Annotated in this window: 25 protein-coding genes; 6 read left to right on the top strand and 19 right to left on the bottom strand. The window is 52.6% G+C overall.

The annotated features are described in order from the left end of the window. Positions 1-18 precede the first annotated feature (18 nt). Positions 19-390 (top strand): DUF3221 domain-containing protein, encoded by a 372-nt coding sequence (locus KNP79_RS05555; RefSeq protein WP_034780581.1) that lies wholly within the window; start codon positions 19-21, stop codon positions 388-390. On the opposite strand, the gene modB is transcribed toward KNP79_RS05555, so the two are convergent. The 6 genes from modB to KNP79_RS05525 form a co-directional block, all read right to left on the bottom strand. Beyond that, complete coding sequence (gene modB, locus KNP79_RS05550; protein ID WP_214823454.1) at positions 387-1,028, bottom strand: molybdate ABC transporter permease subunit; 642 nt, start codon at positions 1,026-1,028, stop codon at positions 387-389. The two genes, KNP79_RS05555 and modB, sit on opposite strands and share 4 nt — an antisense overlap. Next, positions 1,025-1,759 carry a molybdate ABC transporter substrate-binding protein gene (gene modA, locus KNP79_RS05545; protein ID WP_034780575.1) on the bottom strand — a complete coding sequence of 245 codons (735 nt, stop codon included), beginning with the start codon at positions 1,757-1,759 and terminating at the stop codon, positions 1,025-1,027. Before modA ends, modB begins: the two co-directional genes overlap by 4 nt. A gap of 107 nt (positions 1,760-1,866) precedes the next feature. Next, positions 1,867-2,574, bottom strand: a complete 708-nt coding sequence (gene ric, locus KNP79_RS05540; protein ID WP_029596325.1) for an iron-sulfur cluster repair di-iron protein — start codon at positions 2,572-2,574, stop codon at positions 1,867-1,869. A 147-nt stretch (positions 2,575-2,721) separates the two neighbouring features. Further along, positions 2,722-4,002: an isocitrate lyase gene (aceA, locus tag KNP79_RS05535; RefSeq protein ID WP_371743420.1), complete on the bottom strand. Its 1,281-nt coding sequence runs from the start codon at positions 4,000-4,002 to the stop codon at positions 2,722-2,724. Positions 4,003-4,068: 66 nt separating this feature from the next. Then, positions 4,069-4,365 carry a hypothetical protein gene (locus tag KNP79_RS05530; RefSeq protein ID WP_029596327.1) on the bottom strand — a complete coding sequence of 99 codons (297 nt, stop codon included), beginning with the start codon at positions 4,363-4,365 and terminating at the stop codon, positions 4,069-4,071. Continuing rightward, positions 4,362-6,554: a malate synthase G gene (locus tag KNP79_RS05525; RefSeq protein WP_251132889.1), complete on the bottom strand. Its 2,193-nt coding sequence runs from the start codon at positions 6,552-6,554 to the stop codon at positions 4,362-4,364. The genes KNP79_RS05530 and KNP79_RS05525 overlap by 4 nt, the downstream gene beginning before the upstream one ends. A 183-nt stretch (positions 6,555-6,737) precedes the next feature. On the opposite strand from KNP79_RS05525, the gene KNP79_RS05520 reads away from it, so the two are divergent. Both KNP79_RS05520 and KNP79_RS05515 read left to right on the top strand, forming a co-directional pair. Next, positions 6,738-7,184: a MarR family winged helix-turn-helix transcriptional regulator gene (locus KNP79_RS05520; RefSeq protein ID WP_029596329.1), complete on the top strand. Its 447-nt coding sequence runs from the start codon at positions 6,738-6,740 to the stop codon at positions 7,182-7,184. Next, the gene (locus tag KNP79_RS05515) at positions 7,181-7,816 is read left to right on the top strand and encodes a nitroreductase family protein (RefSeq protein WP_034780571.1); all 636 of its coding nucleotides are present in this window, start codon (positions 7,181-7,183) and stop codon (positions 7,814-7,816) included. The genes KNP79_RS05520 and KNP79_RS05515 overlap by 4 nt, the downstream gene beginning before the upstream one ends. 36 nt (positions 7,817-7,852) lie before the next feature. Here the strand turns inward: KNP79_RS05515 and KNP79_RS05510 are convergent, their stop codons facing one another. The 9 genes from KNP79_RS05510 to KNP79_RS05470 form a co-directional block, all read right to left on the bottom strand. Next, positions 7,853-8,515, bottom strand: coding sequence for an NAD(P)H-dependent oxidoreductase (locus KNP79_RS05510; RefSeq protein WP_215191503.1), 663 nt, complete (start codon positions 8,513-8,515; stop codon positions 7,853-7,855). Positions 8,516-8,532: 17 nt separating this feature from the next. Beyond that, a complete protein-coding gene (locus KNP79_RS05505; RefSeq protein WP_029596332.1) occupies positions 8,533-9,144 on the bottom strand; it encodes a class I SAM-dependent methyltransferase in 612 nt (203 codons plus the stop codon). Then, complete coding sequence (locus tag KNP79_RS05500) at positions 9,141-10,148, bottom strand: ABC transporter permease (protein ID WP_215191501.1); 1,008 nt, start codon at positions 10,146-10,148, stop codon at positions 9,141-9,143. The genes KNP79_RS05505 and KNP79_RS05500 overlap by 4 nt, the downstream gene beginning before the upstream one ends. Then, positions 10,145-10,819, bottom strand: a complete 675-nt coding sequence (locus tag KNP79_RS05495; RefSeq protein ID WP_214754340.1) for an ABC transporter ATP-binding protein — start codon at positions 10,817-10,819, stop codon at positions 10,145-10,147. The genes KNP79_RS05500 and KNP79_RS05495 overlap by 4 nt, the downstream gene beginning before the upstream one ends. Positions 10,820-10,858: 39 nt before the next feature. Beyond that, positions 10,859-11,587, bottom strand: a complete 729-nt coding sequence (locus KNP79_RS05490) for a GntR family transcriptional regulator (RefSeq protein ID WP_021068003.1) — start codon at positions 11,585-11,587, stop codon at positions 10,859-10,861. Positions 11,588-11,667: 80 nt separating this feature from the next. Next, positions 11,668-13,092, bottom strand: coding sequence for a glycoside hydrolase family 1 protein (locus KNP79_RS05485; protein WP_214797389.1), 1,425 nt, complete (start codon positions 13,090-13,092; stop codon positions 11,668-11,670). Positions 13,093-13,124: 32 nt separating this feature from the next. Then, positions 13,125-14,435 carry a PTS cellobiose transporter subunit IIC gene (gene celB / locus KNP79_RS05480; protein WP_214797458.1) on the bottom strand — a complete coding sequence of 437 codons (1,311 nt, stop codon included), beginning with the start codon at positions 14,433-14,435 and terminating at the stop codon, positions 13,125-13,127. Between the two features lie 23 nt (positions 14,436-14,458). Continuing rightward, positions 14,459-14,803: a PTS sugar transporter subunit IIA gene (locus KNP79_RS05475; RefSeq protein WP_215191499.1), complete on the bottom strand. Its 345-nt coding sequence runs from the start codon at positions 14,801-14,803 to the stop codon at positions 14,459-14,461. A 4-nt stretch (positions 14,804-14,807) separates the two neighbouring features. Next, positions 14,808-15,104 (bottom strand): PTS sugar transporter subunit IIB, encoded by a 297-nt coding sequence (locus KNP79_RS05470; protein ID WP_215191497.1) that lies wholly within the window; start codon positions 15,102-15,104, stop codon positions 14,808-14,810. Positions 15,105-15,245: 141 nt separating this feature from the next. Here KNP79_RS05470 and KNP79_RS05465 point away from each other — a divergent pair, with 141 nt between their 5' ends. After that, the gene (locus KNP79_RS05465) at positions 15,246-17,030 is read left to right on the top strand and encodes a type I phosphomannose isomerase catalytic subunit (RefSeq protein ID WP_215191496.1); all 1,785 of its coding nucleotides are present in this window, start codon (positions 15,246-15,248) and stop codon (positions 17,028-17,030) included. A gap of 13 nt (positions 17,031-17,043) precedes the next feature. After that, positions 17,044-17,916 carry an ROK family protein gene (locus tag KNP79_RS05460; protein ID WP_215191494.1) on the top strand — a complete coding sequence of 291 codons (873 nt, stop codon included), beginning with the start codon at positions 17,044-17,046 and terminating at the stop codon, positions 17,914-17,916. A gap of 39 nt (positions 17,917-17,955) precedes the next feature. On the opposite strand, the gene KNP79_RS05455 is transcribed toward KNP79_RS05460, so the two are convergent. Next, entirely contained in the window at positions 17,956-18,450 is a 495-nt protein-coding gene (locus KNP79_RS05455; protein WP_215191492.1) for a hypothetical protein, read from the bottom strand. After that, positions 18,447-19,964 carry a sensor domain-containing diguanylate cyclase gene (locus KNP79_RS05450; protein WP_215191490.1) on the bottom strand — a complete coding sequence of 506 codons (1,518 nt, stop codon included), beginning with the start codon at positions 19,962-19,964 and terminating at the stop codon, positions 18,447-18,449. The genes KNP79_RS05455 and KNP79_RS05450 overlap by 4 nt, the downstream gene beginning before the upstream one ends. A gap of 238 nt (positions 19,965-20,202) precedes the next feature. On the opposite strand from KNP79_RS05450, the gene KNP79_RS05445 reads away from it, so the two are divergent. Next, positions 20,203-20,637 (top strand): DUF6188 family protein, encoded by a 435-nt coding sequence (locus KNP79_RS05445; protein ID WP_214710730.1) that lies wholly within the window; start codon positions 20,203-20,205, stop codon positions 20,635-20,637. A 119-nt stretch (positions 20,638-20,756) separates the two neighbouring features. Here KNP79_RS05445 and KNP79_RS05440 read toward each other — a convergent pair whose 3' ends face one another. Together KNP79_RS05440 and KNP79_RS05435 are read right to left on the bottom strand one after the other, a co-directional pair. Next, entirely contained in the window at positions 20,757-22,202 is a 1,446-nt protein-coding gene (locus KNP79_RS05440) for a glycoside hydrolase family 1 protein (protein WP_215191488.1), read from the bottom strand. A 14-nt stretch (positions 22,203-22,216) separates the two neighbouring features. Then, positions 22,217-24,067, bottom strand: a complete 1,851-nt coding sequence (locus KNP79_RS05435; RefSeq protein WP_215191486.1) for a beta-glucoside-specific PTS transporter subunit IIABC — start codon at positions 24,065-24,067, stop codon at positions 22,217-22,219. Positions 24,068-24,070 lie beyond the last annotated feature (3 nt).

The raw sequence follows: 24,070 nt of genomic DNA, 5'->3' as shown, positions 1-24,070 counted from the left end.
CGAAGGAGGCGTTCCCTTATGAAATCATCGCTTAAAATCATGTTATTCCTCACCATCGCGGCCATGCTCGTCGTCTTTTCCATCGGTTTCGTCTTCGCCAATCGAGCGACGACCGAACCAGATGTCGAGGGGTATGTGATTGAAATAAATGAATCTGACCGCACCGCACTCGTCATCAGCGGAATTACCGCAGAAGAGGCCACGCTCTCTCCTGACACCTTGTTCGCACAAAGTGAACCGGAAGACGTAAGCTGGTTCAAGTTTCAAGTGAAAGCCACGTTCGAGCAAATCACTGTCGGAGACCACGTCCACATTTGGAAAAAGACCGGTCCGAGTATCTTAAATACTCCGAACCGGTCTTATGTGAAAAAAATCGACGTGATCGACTAATATGAACGCTTGCCATAACGTTCACTCAGCCAGAGGACTAAAAACGCCAAACCAACCAACCATCCGCTCCAGACGAGTGCCTGGGTCATATCTCCGTTGATTGTCGCCATATAAATCGCTGTGGCGAGCGTCATCGTCTCGCCCGGGATATTTCCGGCAATCATCATCGTAATCCCAAACTCGCCGATTGATCGGGCGAAGCCGAGGACAAAGCCGCTCGTCAACGCAGGTAACAGCAGCGGAATCGTCACGTAGGTGAACAGTTGACGCTCTGACCCGCCGAGCACGCGTCCGGCCTCATACCATTCCGCATCGAGTTGTTTGAGACCGAGACGAATCGTTTGGTAGATGAGTGGGAACGCGGCCAAGGCGGACGCGATGACGTTCGCCTGTTTGGTGAACAAGATAGTAATCGGTAACAATCCGCCGATCCCGTTGTTCCCGAGGACAATCAAGGCGTATAGTCCGATGACTGTCGGCGGCAAGATGAGCGGCAGTAAAAACACCGTCTCCAACAGCCGCTTTCCTTTGAATTGACGGTGATGCATGAAATAGGCCGCTCCGAAGGCGAGGATGAAGGCGCTCACCGTCGCCATCATCCCGACTTCGAATGTGAGTTGAAGTGGAGATTGCGTCATTTAGAAAATCCTTTCGCTAAAAAGTGAGCTTGGATATCATCGTCAAACAAACGCGCGTAAACATCGCGCACGTATGGGTTGTGCGTCAATCGGACCGCCGGATACGCGATCGTACCCGTCGCTTCAAACGGGACCGCCTGAAGCGACTCGACGTCCGTCGTCAGTTCCGTCTTATAGACAAATCCCGCATTGGCGTCGCCTTGTTCGATGAGCGTCAACACTTGTCTCACATTCTGGGCGAACATGATTCGTGGTTCCACTTCTTCCCACACGCCTTCCACTTCTAGCGCCGCTTTCGCGTAGCGACCGGCCGGGACATTGACCGGGTCACCGATGACGATCCGAGCACATGCGTTTAAGTCGTCCCACGTCTCCGCGCACGGATTCCCTTTCGGTGTCACGAGCCACAGCTCGTTATGCAAAAACGCATCCCGCTCTAGAATCGGGATTTGTAATCGGTCGACATCATCAACGCTCGCGGCTAAAAAGATATCTGCCGGAGACCCGTGATCGATTTGTGCTCGCAAGGCGCCGCTCCCGTTCGTCACGACCCGAACGTCGATCCCATCGAATTCCGCTTCAAGTTGTCGCTCTACCGCTTCTAAAGCCGGTCCTAAGCTTGCCGCCGCCAAAATGGTCACGGTGGTGTCCTCCGAATCTGAACTCGACCAGACTTGACTTAGTAATAAGGCGACCGTCACCCCTACGATGACTCCACTCACCCGTTTCATGATTAATCACTCCTTTGCCTCCCCTTTATCGTAGCGCTTGATTTGCCTCCCATCTGTATCAAACGTCACAAAAAGACACCCCCACGTAAGTAGAGGTGTGCCACTGCTTAAGCGAACGTGCGCGCCCGCGGGAATAAAATGTTGTTTTCGAGATGAATGTGTTCAAATGTATCCGATTCGAGCGCTTCTAACCGTTGATAGACAAGACGATACGTCCCACACGCTCCTTCAGGCGGCGTATAGTCGTTCGTGATTTGACGCAACTCTTTTAAAATGTCACCGGCTGCCGCGTGTTCTGACTCGAGCGAGGCCAAGATGTCATCAAGCTCCCGTCTCGTTTCAGCTGTCGGTGCCGTCTCGTGACGAAGCAACGTCGGGAAGTCTTCTGTCTCTTCTTTGACGATATGTTGTTCAAGTTCCACTTTCAATTGATTGAACAGTTGATGAATGCGTCCGAGGTGCGGATGGTTTTGTCCGTGAACCCGGAACACTTTTGTCACATATGGTGTGAGCTGTGGCAATTCGTCCGTCAAAAACTGGTGATGCTTATAAATGATGTGCTCAATCAATTCCGATGAAGAAGCAGCATCCCAATCGATGCTCTTCTCGTTCATCTCTTGCTTGCGTTGATAGAGCGCATTGACTTCTTCTAAAATGTCTTCCGTCGACCGTTTCGATTTGTCAGTCGCTTCAGCGAGTGGCCGGTTGCCGCCACAACAAAAATCGATTCGGTTCCGTTTGAAAATGTCTGCCGCTTGCGGGCATTGTTTGACGATTTCAGATACGTGCGTATCGCCCGTGAATGTCTGTGTCATCTGTCATAACCTCCATATTCATTTTGACATGTTCAGCGTAGCAAGAGTTTGACGACAAAAATGTGAAATACGTCACATTTAAGTGAACAGGATGCACGCGTTCTGAATTTGGACACAAAAAAAGCCCCTCTTGTGGAGGGGCGACGCTTAATGGGACGGCGCTTCAAATTGTTCTGCCTCGGTCGATCCGGCGAGCGCCGTCGTTGACGACTGGCCTCCCGAGATGACGAGAGACACCTCATCGAAATACCCGGTCCCGACCTCACGTTGGTGACGTGTCGCCGTATAACCGTGCTGTTCTGCACTGAATTCGGCCTGTTGCAGTTCCGAGTAGGCGGCCATCCCGCGGTCTTTATACCCGCGTGCGAGTTCGAACATTCCGAAGTTGAGCGAGTGGAAGCCAGCGAGCGTCACGAATTGGAACTTGTATCCCATCGCACCAATCTCTTGTTGGAACGTTGCGATCTCGTCATCCGACAACTTCTTCTTCCAATTGAATGACGGCGAACAGTTGTAAGCGAGAAGTTTGCCCGGATACTTCGCATGAATCGCATCCGCGAATTGACGCGCTTCGTCCAAATCAGGCTCGGACGTCTCGCACCAAACGAGGTCGGCGTACGGTGCATAGGCGAGACCGCGTGCGATCGCCTGTTCGATTCCTGCCTTGGTCCGATAAAACCCTTCTGGCGTCCGGTCGCCGACGATGAACGGATGATCGATCGGGTCGATGTCGCTCGTAATCAAGTTCGCGGCGTGGGCGTCGGTCCGGGCGACGATAATCGTCGAAACACCCATGACGTCTGCCGCGAGACGTGCGGCAATCAAGTTTTTCACGGCCGTCTGTGTCGGCAGCAACACTTTGCCGCCGAGGTGACCGCACTTCTTCTCTGAAGAGAGTTGATCCTCCAAGTGGACGCCGGCTGCACCCGCCTCAATCATCGCCTTCGTCAACTCGAACACGTTGAGCACACCGCCGAAACCGGCTTCCATGTCAGCGACGATCGGGGCGAACCAATGCGTATCGCCTTTCCCTTCCGCCGTTTGAATTTGATCGGCCCGTTGAAGCGCCTGGTTAATCCGTTTGACGACGCTCGGCACCGAGTTAGCCGGGTATAGGCTTTGGTCCGGGTACATGTGCCCCGACAAGTTCGCATCGGCGGCGACTTGCCATCCGCTCAAATAGATGGCTTCGAGACCCGCCTTCACTTGCTGGATGGCCTGGTTCCCCGTCAACGCGCCGAGCGCGTGGACGTAGTCTCGTTCGTGGAGTAACTCCCATAACCGTTCCGCTCCTTTTGTCGCGAGCGTATGCTCGATTAGGACAGACCCCCGAAGCCTCATCACGTCTTCGACCCCATATGGACGTTCGACCCCGTTAAACCGTTCCGACTGTAACATATCCTCTAGTTGCATTTGTTGTTCATTCATATCCATTCCTCCTGTATTATATTAATTTATATATTTATCGTTTGTTATATAACAGATAATGCAAGCTTAATCCAAGTATGCACAGCATTCGAGCGCCGCTTTGAATGACGAGTGCTCCATCCCGCAGCAACGACAGACGTTTTCTTCGTCACGATCTTCTGGTTTACGGAATATGACGACCTCTTCGACCGGCTCTCTCATGATTTGGAGCGACCCGTCGGCCCGGTCGAGCACGAGGCGCATCAAATCGTTCCCATAGACGAACGCCGTGTTAGCGAGCGCCGCTGTCGATTCCCCCGAGACGATCCGACGGACGACCCAACGTTCAATCAACTGTTCGCTTTCGATTTTTTTCGTTGTCATGATGATGCTCCTCCTTTTAAATTCGGTTCTAATGTCACTTGTTGTAAAAACTGTCGGCGGCGCCGGTGCAGGATCGGTTCCGTATATCCATTTGGTGATGCATCGCCTTCGAACACTAACTCTTTCGCCGCTTGATAGGCGATGGAGCAGTCTACATCTGGCGTCATCGGACGATAGTGCGGATCTTCCGCGTTTTGCGCGTCGACGACCTCGGCCATCCGGTAAAGCGTCGCTTCGACTTGTTCACGGCTACAGATTCCATAGTATAGCCAGTTGGCGACATGTTGACTCGAAATACGAAGCGTTGCTCGGTCTTCCATCAACCCGACATGATGAATATCTGGCACTTTGGAGCAACCGACACCTTGCTCGACCCAACGGACGACGTAACCGAGCAACCCTTGCAGGTTGTTCTCGAGTTCCTCGTTCACTTCCTCATCTGTATAGAGACGCGTGGCGAGTGGTACCTCGAGCAGACGCCCTCGCTCAGTTGCTGGATCAAACGAACGATTCGCCAACTCACGCTGAACGTCAAACGCATCGACTTGATGGTAATGCAGCGCATGAAGCGTGGCCGCCGTCGGGGACGGCACCCAAGCCGTCGTCGCCCCGGACCGGACATGATTGCTTTTTTCACGCATCATATCGCGCATCCGATCGGGCATCGCCCACATCCCTTTCCCGATTTGCCCGTGTTGATGGAATCCTGCGTCAAGCCCGATCTGGACATTCAGACGTTCATAAGCATCGAGCCACTCCGATGTCTTCATCTCGCCTTTCTTGCGCATCGGTCCGAGCGTGAGCGAGGAGTGAATCTCATCGCCCGTCCGGTCGAGGAATCCGGTATTGATGAAGACGATGCGTTCCTTCACTTGCTCGATACAGTTCTTCAAATTAAGCGACGTGCGTCGCTCCTCGTCCATCACGCCGACTTTGAGCGTGTGACGCGGTAACTCGAGTACATCTTCAATCGCATCGAACAAGTCGTTCGTGAACGCGACTTCTTTCGAGCCATGCATCTTCGGTTTGACGATATAGATGGAGCGTTCGCGGGAATTTCGTCTGGTATCAAGGTGGCGGCTCGCGATGAGCGCAGTGAAAATCCCGTCCAAAATCCCTTCCGGTACTTCACGTCCTTCCGCGTCGAGCATCAAGTCTGTCGTCATCAAGTGCCCGACGTTTCGAATAAAGAGGAGCGATCGGCCCGGAAGCGTGACTTCACGCCCGTCTTTCCCGACATACTTCCGGTCAGGGTTCAACTTCCGAGTGAGCGGCCGACCTCCTTTCGTGAACGTTGCTTCGAGCGTTCCGTCCATCAGGCCTAGCCAGTTCGCGTAAAGGTGGACCTTGTCTTCCGCCCGAACAGCGGCAACCGAGTCTTCACAGTCGACGATGGCAGACAAGGCGGACTCGAGTTCGATATCAATGAGCCCTGCTCGATCGACCCGTCCGATTGGGTGGTCCCGGTCAAACTTCAACTCGGCGTGAATCCCGTTATGGACGAGCAAGAGCTTATTCGGATCACTCGTTTCCCCGACATAGCCGACGAGACAATCGTCTTGAAACGCGATGCGGTTCCCTTCGATGATGGCGTATGGCCTGCCCTCTGACACGAGATAGCCGTTCGCTTCTTCGTGCGAGCCCTCCCGGAGCGGAAATGTATCGTCGAGAAATTGTTTGGCATAGGCGATGACCGCTTCACCGCGAACTGGATTATAGCCGCTCGACTTCGTTTTCCCGTCCTCTTCGTCGATGACGTCCGTTCCGTACAAGGCGTCATAGAGGCTTCCCCAGCGAGCGTTCGCCGCGTTCAATGCATAGCGTGCATTGTCGAGCGGAACGACAAGCTGCGGTCCGGCTTGCCTTGTAATTTCTGAGTCGACACCCGTAACGTCGATGTTGAAATCGGGGACGGCTGCTTCGATGTAATCGATGGACCGAAGGAAACGCTCGTAGTCTTCCATGTCAAACGCTTGCTTATGCTCGCTGTACCACCCCTGTAATAGTCGCTCATATGACTCACGTTCGTGAAGCATTGCCTCATTGCGAGGAATGAACTCATCGAGTAGGCGCCCGACCCCAGCCCAAAATTGTTGGTGTGCCTCTTCTTCAGGCAATATACGAGCCGAGATGAAATCGAGCAACGTTTCATGTACGTGATAAGTACCTACTTGTTTGTAATGTTCCAAGCCGTCACATCCTCTCATTCAATTGTTATATATCAGTTGACTTTAATATAGACTATTATATAACAGTTTGACAACAGTTTTTTTGAAACTTTTTATTTGCGATCTATTTCAAAACCGATTAGTATACATTGTGTGACCTATCAATGATTGATTCATCAATTAGTTTTTGAAGGAGGATATCCGATGCGCGACGCTTGTTCGCTCAGCGATGAGATTCTCTACCACGTCATCACCGTACAAAAAGAACTGGCCCAACTGTTCGATACGGAAATGGACGGGCTCAGCTCGACCCGCTTCGATATTTTAAGCAACTTGCATCACGTCGGCCCTTTGCGTCAGCGTGAACTGCAACAACGGGTCGGCGTCGATCATGCCGCCATCACGCGACATTTGAAACAGCTCGAGACACAGGGCTTGATCACGCGCGAACGCTGCCTCCAAGACAATCGGGTCATCTTTGTCGATTTGACCGATGTCGGTCGGGAGCGGATTGCACATTGGACCGAGCAAAAGAAGTGCTTATCGGACCGTCTTTTTGTAAACATGAAGGTAGAGGAGCAACGACAGTTACTCGAACTTTTAAATACGTTACAAACCAACATTCAACATGAAAGGAAGACCCTTATATGAACACGACAACACAGAAAGACTTTATGGAAATCCTCAAAGGACGCCGCTCGATTCGCGTCTATGATGAGAACGTCAAAATCTCAAAAGAAGAGATGACACAAATCCTGGAGGAAGCGACGACGGCACCGTCATCACTCAACCTTCAACCGTGGCGCTTCGTCGTCATCGATAGCGCAGAAGGCAAAGATACTCTCCTTCCGCTCGCAAGCTTCAACAAACGCCAAGTCGAGACGTCATCAGCCGTTATCGCCATCTTTGCCGACTACCAGATGGCCGATTACACACAAGAGATCTTTGATACGGCCGTCGAGCGTGGCCTCATGCCACCAGAAGTCCGCGACCGTCAAGTTGACATGATCAAAGGCATCTTCAAAGACGCACCGAAAGAGTCTGTTAAAGACAGCATCTTGCTCGACTCCGGTCTCGTCGCGATGCAACTCATGCTCGTCGCCCGTGCTCACGGCTACGACACAAACCCGATCGGTGGCTATGACAAAGCGAACATCGCGGAAGCGTTCGGCCTCGAGAAAGAGCGCTACCTTCCGGTCATGCTCCTCTCAATCGGAAAAGCCGCGGAAGACGGTTACCAATCGGTCCGCTTCCCAATCGACCGCATCACCGACTGGAAATAAGCAAAAGCTCAAGCGCCTCGGCGCTTGAGCTTTTTTTCATCCGATGTATTTGACGACTACATTGAAATCGCGACGTGTCTTCGGCGCGAAGTCGCGGGCCCGATGTCCGAACGCGACCATGACCGAGAGCGACCAGGCACCTCGTTCCATGACCCCTTCCGAGATCAATAATTCATCGATGTCTGCCTGATTGAACCCTTCAATCGGACATGAGTCGACGCCGATCTGTGCGGCGGCTGTCATCATGTTGCCGAGCGGGATATACGTCTGGCGTTTAATCCATTCTTGGAACACACGCTCATCATCTAACAGTCGATAATCTTGTTCTTGGAACTCACGGACCCGTTTCACCCGAAGGGCGTACTCGTCCTCGGTCCGTCCTTGGACGTCCGTGACGATGTGACGGATGTAGTCCGAGTCGTAGCGCATCGCTTCAGGCGTCCGCGCCAAGATCAACACGAAATGGCTCGCCGTTAACGCCTGTCCTTGGGCACCCCACGCGTGGTCTTTGATCTTCCGGAGCAAGTCTTCGCGACGAATGACGACGAACTGCCAAGGCTCGAAACCGAACGAACTCGGTGATAAGCGACCCGTCTCCAGAATGAATTCGAAATCTTCCTCATCGATTTTGCGGTCCGCGTCGAACTCTTTCGTCGCTTGACGCCAACGATACGCATCTAAAATCTCTTCTTTTTTCACGATGATCCACTCCCCATTTACCAAGATGACTCCATCATATCAAAACGATAAATAAGAAAGCGCTCATGGAGATTCTTTAACGGCAAGCGAACGTCCTGTACGTAGCGGAAAGGCGTCTCGTCATTCAAAAAATGTAAGTACTCATCGGCCGGATAATAGAGGATGAGGTCGACCGGACGCTGTGCGCGCTCGACCGACTCGATGATGTTCGCAACGACCTGCCGGAACACGTTCACCGAGAACGGGTTGAAGAAATAAAAGCGGTTCGCCTCAGCCGGCACCTCAAACTGTTCGGCGTAACCGCGGACGAGCTGGACACTGCCACGCGTCCGGTGTTTCTTGGCGTAGTTCATCCAATTCTCAAGTGCCGCTTCGTGGAAGCCGCCATCCATCTCGATGCCAATGGCCCGAACTCGGAACGTATAGGCGAGATAAAAGGGGAGGCGCCCTTTCCCCGATCCGAAGTCGACGACCGTGTCCGTGGCCGCGAGCGGATAGGCGTCACGCAACAAGTCGAGCGCCTCATACGGGGTCGGTTCATAGCGATGATATTCAGCCGAGGCCGGGAACCCTTGTTGCGGTTTCGCCGTCTCGATTTGGAGCAATCGTTCATAGTCTTGTTCAGTCATGAATGTGTCCTTTCTTGGATGGCGCGGAAAAACGGATGCCGCTCCATCTCTTGTTTAAACGCCTGTCGTTCTTGCCACATCACATAGCCGACGTAGAGCGGGATGAGCAACTTAAACCAACTCGGTACGAGGAGCATCCCCGTGACGGCAAGCGGGATGAGACGCAGCCATAAGTTCCGATGACGCGGCGTCCGTATATAAAGTAAGATGGCCGTCGTGCGCCGAGCGGTTCCAAACCGATTCGGTCTCGGTCGATAGAGCGGACGCTTGCGCCGGCTCGGCTTCTCGATGGCGCCCGACGTTGATAATAATGCCCGGTCAAAGGCGGTACGCAACGCCTCACTCCGTTCGAGTTCTTGGCTAAGATATGGGTGGCGTGACAGCCACCCTTCTCCCACGTACATTGCGAACGCTACGATACCACTTCCTAGGACAACCGCCCATAAAGGTGAGTCGATGAGGAGCGCGTATAGACAAAAGAACACCATACACGTAACCAGAATACGAAATATCCAGTTAACCCGCCGTACCGTCAGCTGATACCGCGTCCACATATGAATCCATGCTAGAAGCAGGACGGCCGTCCCGAATGCTAAAATCGAAGCACCAGACCACCCATCCAGCCTTAGCACCGGTGTGAACGCCAACATGACGAAGAGAATCTTCAAGCCGAGTGTGATGGCGTGATAAAGCAACGAATCGTGCTTCAACCTGCGAACCAAAGAACGTTTGGCCACCAGCGTCACGTCCGCCCGTTCGACCCAGACGAAAAACTGATTTCTAAGGAGGACGATTCCAATTCCAAGCGTCCAAACGAACATCGGCACTTGACTCACCCACTCGATTTCGCCTTGCCAAAGCAATCGGTATTGATACCCAAGAAAGATGGCGAACGGAATGACGCCGTACAGAACGACTGTCCAATCCAAGATGAGCCGCCACGTCTTCCACTGCTTGGTCACATGGGTACGGACACGTCTAACGAACAGCTGATGTTCATTCATCGCATGACCACATCTTCCATCATCTCGAACAGCGACTCGCCTTCGGTTTGCAGGCTGAGACGCAACTCTTCTTTTGTCCCGCCCGCGAGCATGCGTCCGTCATCAATCCAGACGAAGCGGTCGCATAACCGCTCTGCCGTATCGAGGACGTGGGTGACGAGAAGCACCCCGGTGCCTTGACGACGTTCCGCTTCAAGTAAACGAAGCAGCTGGATCGTCGTCGTCGCATCGAGTCCGACGAACGGTTCGTCGACAAGGAGAAACTTCGCTTCTTGGATGAGCGCCAAGAGAATCATCGCTTTTTGCTTCATCCCTTTTGAGAACGAGGCGATATAATCGTGGCGGACCGTCTCGAGCCGAAACAACCGGATCAGTTCTTCCGTCCGCTCACGATTATCAACGTCCGTCAATTCCAACACGAGAGCGATATGTTCCTCGAGCGTCAAATAGTCATAGTACACCGGTTGCTCCGGGATGTAGGCGTAGCGGTCGATTTGCACCGTTCCACGCATCCACGGGATCGTTCCGATGAGACAGGCGAGCGTCGTGCTCTTCCCGGCCCCGTTCGACCCAATCATCCCGACGATTTCGCCCGGCCGGACCTCAAATTCGATGTCCTCAATGACCGACTCACCGTGTTCATACCCGGCTTGTTCAATGTGAACGTTCATGAGAACCTCCTTCGCAAAAAGTCGCCTTTTCAGGCGACGTCATCGAACGATATTGACCGAAGAGAAGACGAACTTGTCATAGCGGTGCCGAGCGAATGAGTATTCGAACGGTTTCCCGTTACTCAAGTAAACGACTTGTTCGACCTCGATGATTGGGTCGGTAATGTCATTCTTCAAGTAACGTTGATCATATTCGTCAGGCTTATCGGCCCGAATCATCTTGTGTGAGCTCGTGATCGTGTAGCCGAGCTCCTGTTGGATGTAGCTATAGACCGACTTCTCCAAAATTTTACGCGACAGTCCTGTAATTAGATTGGCGACCATGTACGTCAATTCGATGACGTACGGCTCTTCGTCCACATAGCGGACACGACGAATCTCATAGACCGGTTCCGTCAGCTCAATCATCAAATGGTCGGCGACTTCCTGGGTCGGGAACTTCACTTCAAAATCGAGCACTTCACTGCGCAAACTGCGGTCGCCGATGACTTGCGTCAATCCTCTCGTCTCTTTACTGATGATGTTGATGCGCTCTTTTTGGAAACTGGCCGGCAAAATGAACGTCCCTTTGCCACGCTTCCGATAAATCAAGCCTTCCATCACGAGAATCTCAAGAGCGCGCTTCATCGTCATGCGGCTGACACCAAACTCTTCTGCCAATTGAATCTCATCTGGAAGCGGTGTTTCGAGTTCATAAGCCTGTTCATTGATGCGATGCCGAATCTCGTCAGCAATCGATTCATATTTTGGTTTTTTCTTTGTAGACATATTCCACCTCATGTATAGACATATACAAATAATATATCAAAAAAAGCTGACAAAGAGTAGGTCCTTGTCAGCTTTTCCTATTAATCTGTAAATCCATGATTGGCAATCACTTGTTTGAACCAGTGACCAGACTTTTTAACGCTCCGCTCTTGGGTCGCCAAATCGACACCGACGAACCCATAGCGGTTCTTATAGGCGTTGCTCCATGACCAGTTGTCCATGAACGTCCATAAATGGTACCCTTTCACGTTCGCTCCTTCTTCGAGCGCCCGATGCGTCCACTTCAAGTGTTCACGAATGAAGTCGATCCGGTAGTCGTCTTGGACGCTTCCGTCGGCGTCACGGTAACGCTCTTCTCCTTCGACGCCCATCCCGTTCTCAGAAATGAAGCAGGGGATGTTGCCATAGTTATCTTTCAAGTTGATCAAGATGTCATAGACGCCCTGCTCATAAATTTCCCAACCACGATACGGGTTCATCTTACGACCCGGCATCTCATAGAAGTCGAACAGATTCTCAGGCAGGAACGGCGCATCAGGATTCGGAAGCGACGCCTTTGCCTTGACCCGACGCGGTTGATAGTAGTTGATGCCAAGAAGGTCAATCGTATTGGCCCGAATGAGATCCAAGTCTCCAGGTTGCATCTCCGGCATCGCGTCTTGTTCCTGTAACACGTCGATGAGCTCTTCAGGGAACGTCCCGAGCACGGACGGGTCCAAGAACGAGCGGTTGAAGATGGCGTCGGCCAAGCGTGACGCCTTCACATCAGCCGGATGTTGGCTGCGCGGATACGACGGTGTCAAATTCAGGATGATCCCGATTTGACCGGCCTGTCCCTGCTCCCGGTACGCCTGAATGGCGAGCGCGCTCGATAAGATCGAATGGTAAGCGACTTGGACGGCACGCTTGAAATCGACGACGTTCGGATAGTGGAAATCGTACAAGTAGCCACCTTCGACCGGCACGATTGGTTCGTTATGGGTGAACCATGTCGTCACACGGTCTCCGAAAAGTTCGAAACACGTCTTCGCGAACTGTACGTAAGCGTCGACGACGTCACGTGACTCCCAGCCGCCTCGGTTTTGAAGCGCCATCGGCATGTCGAAGTGATATAAGTTGATGAACGGCTCGATGCCATGATCGATGAGGCAATTGATCACATTGTTATAAAACGCGATCGCCTCTTCATTCACCTCACCGACGCCGTCTGGGAATAGACGTGACCACGAAATCGAGAAGCGGAACGTGTTATGCCCGAGCTCTTTCATGAGCGCGATATCTTGCTCGTACAAATGATAGAAGTTAGACGCTTCGGTCGCGCTGACACCATTGAAGAATCGGTTCGGTTGTTGCATATACCAGTAATCCCAAATATTTAAGCCTTTGCCGCCTTCAAACGCCGCACCTTCCATTTGCGTCGCCGAAGAGGCCGTCCCCCACCAAAAATCGGTCGGGAATTGATACGTCACTGCTGCTGATGTTTTCGTTTCTGTCGGGTTCGTCATAAACTCTCTCTCCCTTATTCTCTATTTCTCATTCATACCGCTTCGTCTTTATGGTTAGCGGCTTCTTCCTGTTCTTTCTTCACGTTCAAACGGTCAATAAATTTAAGGAATGGGAACCAGACCGCCAAGATGATCAAGAAGTTGACGAGTTGTAGCAATCCGCCGGCAAGTGAGTTCGTCGCCATCATCCCGCTGATGAACATCGGGACGGTCCAAGGTACCGCGACCCCAGTCGGCGGCGGGACGAGCCCTGTCGACATCGCAAAGTAAGTGACCGTGACCGTGATGAGCGGAGCAACGATCCACGGAATCATGATGAGCGGGTTCATAACGATCGGTAAACCGAAAATGACCGGTTCGTTGACGTTAAAGATCCCTGGTCCGAGTGACAGTTTCCCGATTTGTTTCAACTGCTTCGATTTCAAGAACAACAAAATCGCTACGATGACGGCAAGCGTCGAGCCCGAGCCGCCAAGGCCGACCGTATAGATTTCGACAAATTGTTTACTGATGATGTTCGGCACATCTCCGGTCGCCGTGTACGCGTTCAAGTTTTCAAGCGACAACGTATTCCAAATTGGATCCATGACCGAGTTGACGATGACTTGTCCGTGCAACCCGAAGAACCAGAACAATTGGACGAAGAAGATGGCGATCAACGTTGGGACGAGACCGTTACCCAATTTAACGAGCGGCTGTTGCACGACGTTGAAGATGACGTCATGTAAGTTCGTATTGAACAAGCTCGTCACACCGATGTTGAGGAGCAAGAAGACCGTGAGCGTCAACAAGGCCGGTACGAGCGCTGAGAACGACTTCGCCACCGCCGGCGGTACGCCGTCCGGCATTTTGATCGTCCAGTTCTTTTGAACGACGAATCGATAAATCTCACCTGAGAGGAAACCGGTGATCATGGCGAGGAACATTCCTTTGGCGCCAAGACGATCGAGCGGGAGGACGTTACCGACCGCTTCTGTCATTCCTTCGACTTCGATGAGGAACGGTGTCAACAAGAGGAACGATACGAGCGAAATCGCCCCACCGAAGACGGCTTCGACGTTGTAACTTTTCGAAAGATAATAGCCAATACCGAAAACGACGAAGATTGACATGATTCCCATCGTGGCCGATGGGGCGTTACCGAGTGACGATTTGAACGCGTTCAGCGTCCCTTCCGACATGAACTTGTCTAAGAACGGCAAGTTGGCGATAACGACGACGATCGAACCGAACATGGTAATCGGGAACGCGAGCATGAACGCATCCCGCAATACTTGCAAATACCGACTGTTGTTCAAGTAAGTCGCCATCGGCATGAGCAACTTGCTGATCAGTAAGAACATTTTGTTGTCCTGTGACATAGGATTCACCCTTCTTGATTAGGATTTACAATCTTTTGCTCCATCATCTCGATCAGGCTTGCCGTCAAATCGAGCATCGTCTGGGTCGACATGAGATGGTCTTCGGCGTGAAGGAGCAACAGTGACATGTCCGTCTTCTCCCCATTCGCCTCTTTTTGAATTTGGCCGAAGTGCGTCTGATGCGCTTCTTTTAACTGTTCACGTGCTGTCGCTAGCTGCGTTTCAAACGCTTCGTATGAACCGTTCTTATACGTTTGGATGGCTTCTTGAATCGTGCTCCGAGCGTTGCCGCTATGCAAAATCATCATGAACGCCATCTGTTCTAACGTTAACTCTTCCGTTCCTTCCATGACCTCACCCCATCAATTTAATTGCTTGCTCATACGCCGCTTTCCCATTCGCCGTTCCGTAGGCCATCATGTCGATGACTTCGACCGGTTTCGATGTTTGCACTTTCAATTTGTCGAGCAAAAAGCGCATTTGCGGTCCGATGAGGATGACGTCCGCTTCTTCCATCTCCTTACCGACCTGGTCTTGACCGACTGCCCAAATTTTCGCTTCGTCCCCGATTGACGCCGCGTGCTGTTGCATTTTCGTGACGAGCAGGCTCGTCGACATCCCTGAGCTACAAGCGAGTAATACTTTTTTCATGTTCAACCACTCCTTTTTTGAAATCGTTTACAAGTTTTATTATACACATGATTTATTTCATGTCTATACTTGATTTAAACTTTGTTTAGTTTTTAAATTTAAAAGTGTATATGATAATAAACGAGAGTGAGGGAATTGACGATGAAGATCATCCCGTTACAACCGCATTACCAATATCGCTTATGGGGAGGCGACCGCTTAAAGCGTTACGGTTTTCATTTTGACGAGGCCTCGATTGGCGAAGCATGGACCGCCTCGGCGTTGCCGCGAGGCAGTTCCGTCGTGTCTGCCGGATCGCATATCGGGACAACGCTAGACGACCTTTATGCCATGCATCCAGAACTGTTCGGCATTGATTCACCTGTGTTTCCGTTATTGATCAAGTGGATTGATCCGAACGATGACCTTTCGATTCAAGTCCATCCCGACGATGCGTTGGCACAGTCGCTCGAGGGTCAACCTTATGGAAAGAATGAATGCTGGTACATCCTCGACGCACCAGAGGGAGGAGAAATCATCTATGGCCATACGTTTGAATCGAAAGACGCGTTGCAGCAGGCGCTCGCGACCGGAGACGTGATGACCGGATTAACTCGAAAATCTGTCACCCGCGGCGATTTTCTGTACGTTCCGGCCGGGACCGTACACGCCTTAACGAAAGACGTGTGCGTCCTTGAGATTCAACAAAGTTCGGACACGACGTACCGTCTCTACGACTACGGACGAATTGAAACATCAACTGGACACACTCGTGACCTCCATGTCGAGCAAGGCGCCCTCGCCTCGTTCGCACCACATCTCGACTATGCGGAACCTGTCCTGCGCCTGGATCATTTCCGGACACAGTTGACACGTAACCCGTATTTCTTCGTCGAAAAATGGAACATCGAACGCGAGGAATCCGTCTCGACAGATACGTTCCGCCTGCTTTCGGTCGTGGAAGGGACACTTGAGATTGACGGTTCGTCCTTCGAGATTGGTGCGACGTTGCTATTGCCAGCAGGTCAGTCATTTCAGCTGGACGGAACGGCCACCTGCCTCATCGCCGGTGTCTCATCCCCAATCAAACAAAAAGCCCGCATCGGCATCGATTTGGGCGGCACGAATACACGCGTCGCCGTCGTGTCGACGGACGGACGTGTCGAGAAACAATATAAATTGAAGACACAGCCTCACCTTGAGCTCGACGCCTTGTTAAATCAAATCACACTTGCCGCCGAACGATTCCAACTCGAATATGACATCACGCACGTCGGTATCGCTGCACCGGGTCCGCTCGACCTAAAACGAGGTGCGTTTTTGACCCCGCCAAACCTCCCGAACTGGCATCATCAGACGATTGTGGAGCCGCTATGCACTCTGCTCGGTCTACCTGTCACGTTAGAGAATGATGCCAACGCAGCAGCGCTCGCCGAAGCAAAGTTTGGGGCCGGCCGTCATGTCGACTCCGTCTTTTACGTCACGGTCAGCACAGGGATTGGCGGCGGTTTTGTCTATAAGCAAAATTTGATTAGCGGGGCTCACGGTAGCGCCGGAGAAGTCGGCAATATGATCATTCGTACGGACGGACCAGCACATCCGACACTGAACGTCGGAGCGCTTGAGACGCATGCGAGTGGAACGGCACTTCACGAACGCGCCCTCACTAAAGGAGTGACTGATTCGATGACGCTTTTGACAGACAACATCGAACGCAATACGTTCGTCGAGGATTTAGCAACGGGTCTCGCCAACATCATCCATACGGTCGACCCCGATATCATCATCCTCGGGGGAGGCGTGACAGCGTCGGCTCCGTTATACTGGAATCAGTTACAAGACGCGGTCGCGATGCGAGTATACCCCCATTTGAGAGGAGCGACCCCCCTCGTCCTGCATGAGTTGCACGGCGACGCTGGCGTCATCGGGGCCGCGTTCTTGCCATAAGGAGTGGAAAGAAATGCAACATTATTTAGCCATCGATATCGGTGGAACTAGTATCAAATACGGAGTCGTCCGATCCGATGGCACCCTACTGTCAAACAAACACGTCCCAACCCCTGCGACGTGGGACGGCTTGCTCGAACAAGTCGATGTGATCTTTAACGAAACGACCGCCGAAGCCCGCTTCGACGGTATCGGCTTCAGTGCGCCCGGCGCCGTCGATTCGACGACCGGAGTGATTCATGGAATCAGTGCACTTCCCTACATTCATGATCGCCCTTTCTTACAGGCGTTCAAAGAACGGTATGACTTGCCTGTCACTGTCTTGAACGATGCCAACGCGGCAGCGCTCGCAGAAAGATGGACCGGTGCCGCGGCGTCGGTGACGAGCTACGCGACGGTCGTCATCGGGACGGGCGTCGGCGGAGCATTCGTCGACCATGATCAGGTGATGATCGGATCCCACTTCCATGGCGGTGAGTTCGGATATTGGATTCTCGACCCGTCTCTTCCCCACCCAGATGGGACATGGAGTAAAATCGGTGCCACGGCCGCTCTTGTCCATCGATGCAGTGAGCAACTCGGACGTCCGCTCACCGGAAAAGATGTGTTCGCGCTTCAAAGCGACCCAATCATCCAGGCGGAACTGGAGCGCTTCTATCGCTGGAACGCGATTGGCATCTACAACCTCCAATTCGGGCTCGACCCGGAGCGTATTTTAATCGGTGGCGGTATCAGTCGTCGTCCGGAAGTTCGGGACGGCATCGAGCGACACTTGGACGCGCTTTGCGACGCGTTCGGAACGTTCCGCATCGACGTCGAGACGTGTGCCCACTTCAACGAGGCCAACTTGATCGGTGCCGCACGGTTTCACATGTTGGCGCAGTGAAAAAAGGGTTTCCACCACGAGTCTGTGATGGAAACCCTTTTATTGTGCCAGGCGGTCTTCATGGAGGTGATGGTACACCTCGTCTCGAATCGCTTCGAGCGTACGCTCATGAACGATCATGTGTGCCCGAATCGTTCGGTTGACGCGTTCATTAACCTTGCCGGCCTCCAAGTGTCGATCCAACACGGGAAGGCTGAAGTCGTCAATCGGCAAATAGGCGATAGGAATCACGGCGGACCCTGATTTCACCGAGACTTGCACGCCGTTCACTTCTGGAAAGAAATACGACTCATAATACGGTTCGACGGCCAGCTCTTCTTTCATCGCATCCCGCACTTCGGGAATCGTTGTCGGCAAGGCGATGAAATACACCATTTGGTCGAACGAGAATGAGACGTCTTTCAGCGAGACGCCCAGTGCCTCCGCATGTCGGTTGGCCACACTACCCGTCACAAATCGATAACTCGGACGGCTCGTAAACAAGATGGTCGCGATAAAGGCGACGGTCATGATCATGACACTGAATTCGGTCATAGCGGCACCCCTTCCCAGCGGCAGACTTGGTTTTTCCCTCGTGATTTGGCCGCGTACAACGCTTGATCGGCGCACTCAATCAACCGTTCGCGTGACTGTTCGTGAAGCGTGTGCTTCGAAGCGACACCGAAGCTCAGCGTTAACTGACCACCTGGTTGTCGCTCCCCGTACATGAAGTTGGTGCCGAGCACGGCCGCACGAATCGTCTCCGCGACGTGGGACGCCTCGACTTCGTCGAACTGCGGCAAGAGAACGACAAACTCTTCGCCACCGAACCGATACGCCATCTGTTCATCCGGCACGCTTCGTCGAATGACACTCGCGAGCCGCGTGAGTAACTCGTTTCCAGCCAAGTGACCGTTTGTGTCGTTGAAATGCTTGAAATGGTCAATATCCATCACAATCAGTGACAGCTCGTCCGTTTCGCACTCCCGGAACAAAACGTCCAAATCTTGTTCAAACGAGCGATGGTTTTTAAGACGCGTCAACCCGTCACGAAGCGCCAACGTTTCGATGCGCTGGTACAGCATCGTCTGATGGAGCGCGAGCGAGGCTTGTTCCGCAATCGGTCGGACACTGTCAATCTTTTGAGGGGTGATTGGTTTTTTATTGACGACATTGTCGATGACGAGAAGTCCGTATGGAATTCCTTGATGATGAAGCGGAAAAATCGTGCACTCGTCCATCTGTAAGTCGGTATGTAACATGCGCAGCACCGGATCGTCGGTGATGCTCGCATACACGTGGAGCGGCCGTCCCGAGTCGAGCGTCTGTTTGAACAGGTGGTCTCCATGAAACGGGATCGTCATCTTCCGAATTCGTTCGTTCAACTGTTCATCGTGCGTCGAGTCCGTCTCTTTCTCATCAATCAGTCCTTGGAGATCATAATGTTGTCGGGTGATTTCTTCCCAAATTTGAAACCCGTCTTCCGGATTCATCGGCCCCGTGCCCATGACTCCGTAAATGCTATCTTTTTCCAAATCAGCGAAAAAGATGATCGATCGGTTAAAGCCGAGTCCGTGCCCCGCCGTCACCGATGTCAAAATCGTTTGCAGCAATCGGTCCGGGTCGAGCGTGTCTTGCATCGTAAAACTGACTTCCCGGAAGACGTTCAATTGACGGGAACTCGCCGTCAGCATCCGCAACCGACCTGATCGCTCTCGCTTCAATTGGTTGACGTAGCCGAAAAGCAATGCTGCCCCTAGCCCGAAGAAGATATAACTAAGCAAAAGCGGGAACGACAGCGTTCCCGATTGACTGTATACTAAAAGCCAGCTGACCATGATTGCAACAGTCATGCCTTTCCAGTGAAAACAGACGAGCCCTGTCATAATCAATAACAGCACTGACCAATGTAAATCATAAAAATCGAACAACACCCCGTGCCAAATCACGACAAGGCTGCTCGTCCCGGCGAGCAGCCAGCGATTCAAGGTGGGGGTCGTCATCAACCGAAGGACGTTGAGGACGATGGTGATTAGGATGATGCCGCCAATCAATAGGCCATAAACCATGGTTACCCCTCGTTTCATCGAGTCATCTATACATTTGATTATAAGTCGAATCATCGAACGCGGGACCGGATTTGTCCAATCACTGACCAAACTTTTAACTTACTTGAAGTATTTTCCATAAGTTGTCGAACTCGCTTGTTCTTTCTCATATGAGTGATTTCACATAATCCTTTCATTTACTTTAGCGAAGTAACGTGGAATGATGGAATTAACTAACCTATTTAAGCGAGGTGGAAGCGTGACCCGTACCGAACATCTTGAAGCAACACGGATTTTACAGCATTTGTTTAACGCGTCTTCCTTCGTCGGAATCGACTTCGGTTCCGGCCCCAATCATCATCTACTCTACTTCAACCGAGACGGCAACGAGTCATGGCTCTCGATTGAAGGACCTTGGTACGTCCATTCATCGGGACCTTCGTTCAACGAAGATGAACAACTCCATCACCTCGTCGGACTCCGGCGTGAACGCGTCCGTTCCATCCTGTTATCTGAAGACAATCCCCATCTTGAACTGACATTTGAATCTGGAGCCGTCCTGTTCGTGAACGGCTATCACGAACAGTATGAAAGTTGGCAGGCCGGAGACGCCCGTCCGCTCGGAGGCGAACACTTCTTACTCGTCGCCATGCCTCAAGGGGACTTGGCCGTCTTTGCAGAGGAAGACGTCTGATGGCAGCCTGGACGGAGATTCTCACGTATATGTTGATTGCCGGTGGTGTCAGTCTCGCGATCATCGTCTTGCGCAAAGTCACGAAAGCATAAGAAAGAGCGGCCGCGGCCGCTCTTTTCTTATTTTACCGTCTCATCTTCGAACAAGCTCGCCCCGTTCGTCTGGATAATGTCTTGATACCAGAAGAACGAGTCTTTCCGCGAACGCTCGAGCGTCCCCGACCCGTCGTCATGCTTATCGACGTAGATGAAGCCGTAACGCTTGCTGTACTCCCCGGTCGACGCACTGACGAGGTCGATACAGCCCCAGCTCGTATAGCCGATGACGTCGACACCATCTTCAATCGCCTCCACCATCGCTTTCAAATGGTCACGCAAGTACTCAATCCGGTAATCGTCATGGACCGAACCGTCCGCTTCGACCTTGTCATAAGCACCGAGACCGTTCTCGACGATGAAGAGCGGCAATTCATAGCGCTCATACAGTTTGTTCAAGATGACGCGAAGTCCCATCGGATCGATTTCCCAACCCCAGTCGCTCGCCTTGAGGTAAGGGTTTTTCACCCCGCTCATAATGTTCCCCGCCGCCTCATCTTCCGTCTTCTCCGCTTTCTCGGTACGCGACATATAGTAGCTGAGCGAGAAGAAGTCGACCGTGTTCGCTTTCAGTGTCTCGAAGTCCCCGTCTTCCATCACAAGTTCGATTCCGTTCTCACGGAAGAAGCGTTTCGCGAATGATGGATACTCACCACGGACATGGACGTCGCCACAGAAAAAGTTCATCATGCGCTCGGCGTCGTGTGCATACCAGATGTCTTCTGGATTCGAGCTGTACGGATAGACCGGCGCCGCGATGAGCATGCAGCCGATCTGCATCGACGGATCAATCTCTTTTGCCGCTTTTGTCGCGAGCGCACTTGCCACGAGTTGATGGTGCAACCCTTGGTACGTCAACTGCAACTGGTCGTCCCCTTCACGGATTGCCATTCCGAGACTGAGCATCGGCATGAACTGGGCCCCGTTGATTTCATTAAACGTGAGCCAATATTTGACCTTGCCTTGGTAACGTTCGAACAAGACACGGCTGTACCGCTCGAAAAATGTCACGAGGCGACGGTCGCGCCAACCACCGTATGCTGTCGCCAAATGAAGCGGCAACTCGTAATGTGAAATCGTGACGAGTGGCTCGATTCCTTGCGCGACGAGTTCATCGATGACGCGGTCATAGAATTTGAGCCCTTCCTCGTTCGGTTCGAGCTCATCTCCATTCGGGAAGATGCGCGACCAAGCGATCGACATGCGGAACGTCTTGAAGCCCATCTCTTTGAAGAGGGCGATGTCTTCCTTGTAGTGATGATAGAAGTCGATGCCTTCGTGGTTCGGGTACGCATACTCGTCATGCAACTCGAAATCGAACGTCGGGTCATGGATAATTTTCATTCGGTCCTTGCCGCCCGGCATCACATCCGCGATCGACAGTCCTTTGCCGCCTTCTTGATATCCGCCTTCAAATTGGTTCGCCGCCGTGGCGCCACCCCATAAAAAGTTCTTCGCTACTTGTTTCATGTTTGTTCCTCCTCTTAGGCTAAGACGCGCAAGACGCCGTGGTTTGGTTCGACGATGCCGACATGTGTCGGCAAGACATCTAAGTAATTCCCTGTATTCGTGACAATTACCGGGGTAATCGTGTCATAACCGGCTTGGGCAATGGCCTCTAAATCAAATTTCACTAACACATCGCCCTCGGTCACACGCTGTCCGGCTTGGACGAACGTTTCAAAATGTTTCCCACCGAGCTGGACCGTGTCGAGCCCGACGTGAATCAATACTTCGACGCCGCTATGTGAACGGAGTCCGATGGCGTGCTTCGATTGGAAGACCGTGACGACTTCGCCATCGAATGGGGCGTAGACGACCCCTTCTGTCGGCATGATAGCAAGTCCTTTCCCCATCGCACCGCTCGAGAACACTTCATCGCGAACGGTCTCGAGGGAAACCGCTTCTCCTTTGACTGGAGCCGATACCGGGAAACCGACGTGCTCCGATACGGCCGGCGCTACTTCTGCTGTTGTCTGTTCGCCTGTCTCGACTTCTTTATGGAATGCGAACGTGAGTCCGAACGAGACGAGTGTCGCGACCGCAAGACCGATCAAGGCGCCGTAGAACGTCATATCGAGACCCGTCGCCGGAATCATGACCGGGATACTGAACACGCCGAGACCACCCATCGCGTAAGCCGCCGTGCCAAGCATACCTCCGACGACCCCGCCGGCCGCACCGCCAACCATCCCGAAGACGAACGGTTTTTTGCGCGGAAGCGTCAATCCATAAATCGCTGGCTCGGTGATGCCGAACACACCAGCGATCGTCGACGAGGTACCAAGTCCTTTCGTCTTCGGGTCACGCGCCTTCAATGTGATGGCGAGCGTTGCCCCGACCTGACCGAACGTCGCCATGAGGACTCCGACGACGATCGTGTCCATGCCGACGACCGCCAAGTTGTTGATGATGATCGGCACGAGCCCCCAGTGGAGACCGAACATGACAAGCACTTGCCAGAACGCGCCGATGAAGGCAATAGCGACGACCGGGCTAAGTTCATATAAGAACGAATAGCCGCCGGCGAGTCCTTGGCTCGCGTATGTCGCGACCGGACCGATCGCGAGGAATGTGAGCGGGACGACGATCAAGAGTGCCATCATCGGTGTCGTGAAGTTACGGACCGCTTCATGCGTGTGTTTGTTAAAGAATGTCTCAATTTTCGATGACACATACGCTGCTAAGATGATTGGAATGACCGATGACGCGTAGCTCATCAAGACGACCGGTACCGTGAGGAACGTGAGCGACTCGCCCGCTCCTTGCATCGCGACGATGGCCGGGTAGACGAGCGCACCCCCGATAATCATCCCGATATACGGATTGCCGCCAAACTTCTTCGCTGCCGAATGGCCGAGAATGACCGGTAGGAAGTAGAAGAGCGCGTCAGCCGCTGCGTTCAAGACAATATACGTGCCCATGTCTTGCGTGAGCAGGCCGAGGGCGACGAGAATTGCGAGCAACCCTTTCAACAGACCGCTTCCGGCCATCGGACCGAGAATCGGGGTGAAAATCCCCGCAATCACATCAATCAACCGATTAAAGACGTCCGTTTTTTCCGTATCGTCGTTCGATGACGTCTGGAATCCGCCCGCCTCGACCACGTCTTGGTAGACATAAGGGACGTTGTTGCCGATGACGACTTGGAACTGACCGCCGCTTTGGACGACCGTGATGACACCGTCATGGTTTTTTAACGCCTCGGGATTGGCTTTCTGTTCATCTTTTAATTTAAAACGTAGCCTTGTCGCACAATGGAACACGCTTTTGACGTTATCTTTCCCGCCGACGTGACGAATGATGTCCGCCGCGAGCGTTTTTGTTTGGCTCATAGT

Source organism: Exiguobacterium sp. s7 (assembly GCF_018618195.1).
Taxonomy (GTDB): Bacteria; Bacillota; Bacilli; order Exiguobacteriales; family Exiguobacteriaceae; genus Exiguobacterium; species Exiguobacterium mexicanum_A.
The sequence above is the reverse complement of the archived record's forward strand: the minus strand, read 5'-3'. Positions and strand labels throughout refer to the sequence as shown.

Bases quoted from the DNA above. Each gene is read 5' to 3' on its own strand.
- KNP79_RS05555 (WP_034780581.1), top strand. From the start codon at position 19: ATGAAATCATCGCTTAAAATCATGTTATTCCTCACCATCGCGGCCATG.
- modB (WP_214823454.1), bottom strand. From the start codon at position 1,028: ATGACGCAATCTCCACTTCAACTCACATTCGAAGTCGGGATGATGGCG.
- modA (WP_034780575.1), bottom strand. From the start codon at position 1,759: ATGAAACGGGTGAGTGGAGTCATCGTAGGGGTGACGGTCGCCTTATTA.
- ric (WP_029596325.1), bottom strand. From the start codon at position 2,574: ATGACACAGACATTCACGGGCGATACGCACGTATCTGAAATCGTCAAA.
- aceA (WP_371743420.1), bottom strand. From the start codon at position 4,002: ATGAATGAACAACAAATGCAACTAGAGGATATGTTACAGTCGGAACGG.
- KNP79_RS05530 (WP_029596327.1), bottom strand. From the start codon at position 4,365: ATGACAACGAAAAAAATCGAAAGCGAACAGTTGATTGAACGTTGGGTC.
- KNP79_RS05520 (WP_029596329.1), top strand. From the start codon at position 6,738: ATGCGCGACGCTTGTTCGCTCAGCGATGAGATTCTCTACCACGTCATC.
- KNP79_RS05515 (WP_034780571.1), top strand. From the start codon at position 7,181: ATGAACACGACAACACAGAAAGACTTTATGGAAATCCTCAAAGGACGC.
- KNP79_RS05505 (WP_029596332.1), bottom strand. From the start codon at position 9,144: ATGACTGAACAAGACTATGAACGATTGCTCCAAATCGAGACGGCGAAA.
- KNP79_RS05500 (WP_215191501.1), bottom strand. From the start codon at position 10,148: ATGAATGAACATCAGCTGTTCGTTAGACGTGTCCGTACCCATGTGACC.
- KNP79_RS05495 (WP_214754340.1), bottom strand. From the start codon at position 10,819: ATGAACGTTCACATTGAACAAGCCGGGTATGAACACGGTGAGTCGGTC.
- KNP79_RS05490 (WP_021068003.1), bottom strand. From the start codon at position 11,587: ATGTCTACAAAGAAAAAACCAAAATATGAATCGATTGCTGACGAGATT.
- KNP79_RS05485 (WP_214797389.1), bottom strand. From the start codon at position 13,092: ATGACGAACCCGACAGAAACGAAAACATCAGCAGCAGTGACGTATCAA.
- celB (WP_214797458.1), bottom strand. From the start codon at position 14,435: ATGTTCTTACTGATCAGCAAGTTGCTCATGCCGATGGCGACTTACTTG.
- KNP79_RS05475 (WP_215191499.1), bottom strand. From the start codon at position 14,803: ATGGAAGGAACGGAAGAGTTAACGTTAGAACAGATGGCGTTCATGATG.
- KNP79_RS05470 (WP_215191497.1), bottom strand. From the start codon at position 15,104: ATGAAAAAAGTATTACTCGCTTGTAGCTCAGGGATGTCGACGAGCCTG.
- KNP79_RS05465 (WP_215191496.1), top strand. From the start codon at position 15,246: ATGAAGATCATCCCGTTACAACCGCATTACCAATATCGCTTATGGGGA.
- KNP79_RS05460 (WP_215191494.1), top strand. From the start codon at position 17,044: ATGCAACATTATTTAGCCATCGATATCGGTGGAACTAGTATCAAATAC.
- KNP79_RS05455 (WP_215191492.1), bottom strand. From the start codon at position 18,450: ATGACCGAATTCAGTGTCATGATCATGACCGTCGCCTTTATCGCGACC.
- KNP79_RS05450 (WP_215191490.1), bottom strand. From the start codon at position 19,964: ATGGTTTATGGCCTATTGATTGGCGGCATCATCCTAATCACCATCGTC.
- KNP79_RS05440 (WP_215191488.1), bottom strand. From the start codon at position 22,202: ATGAAACAAGTAGCGAAGAACTTTTTATGGGGTGGCGCCACGGCGGCG.
- KNP79_RS05435 (WP_215191486.1), bottom strand. From the start codon at position 24,067: ATGAGCCAAACAAAAACGCTCGCGGCGGACATCATTCGTCACGTCGGC.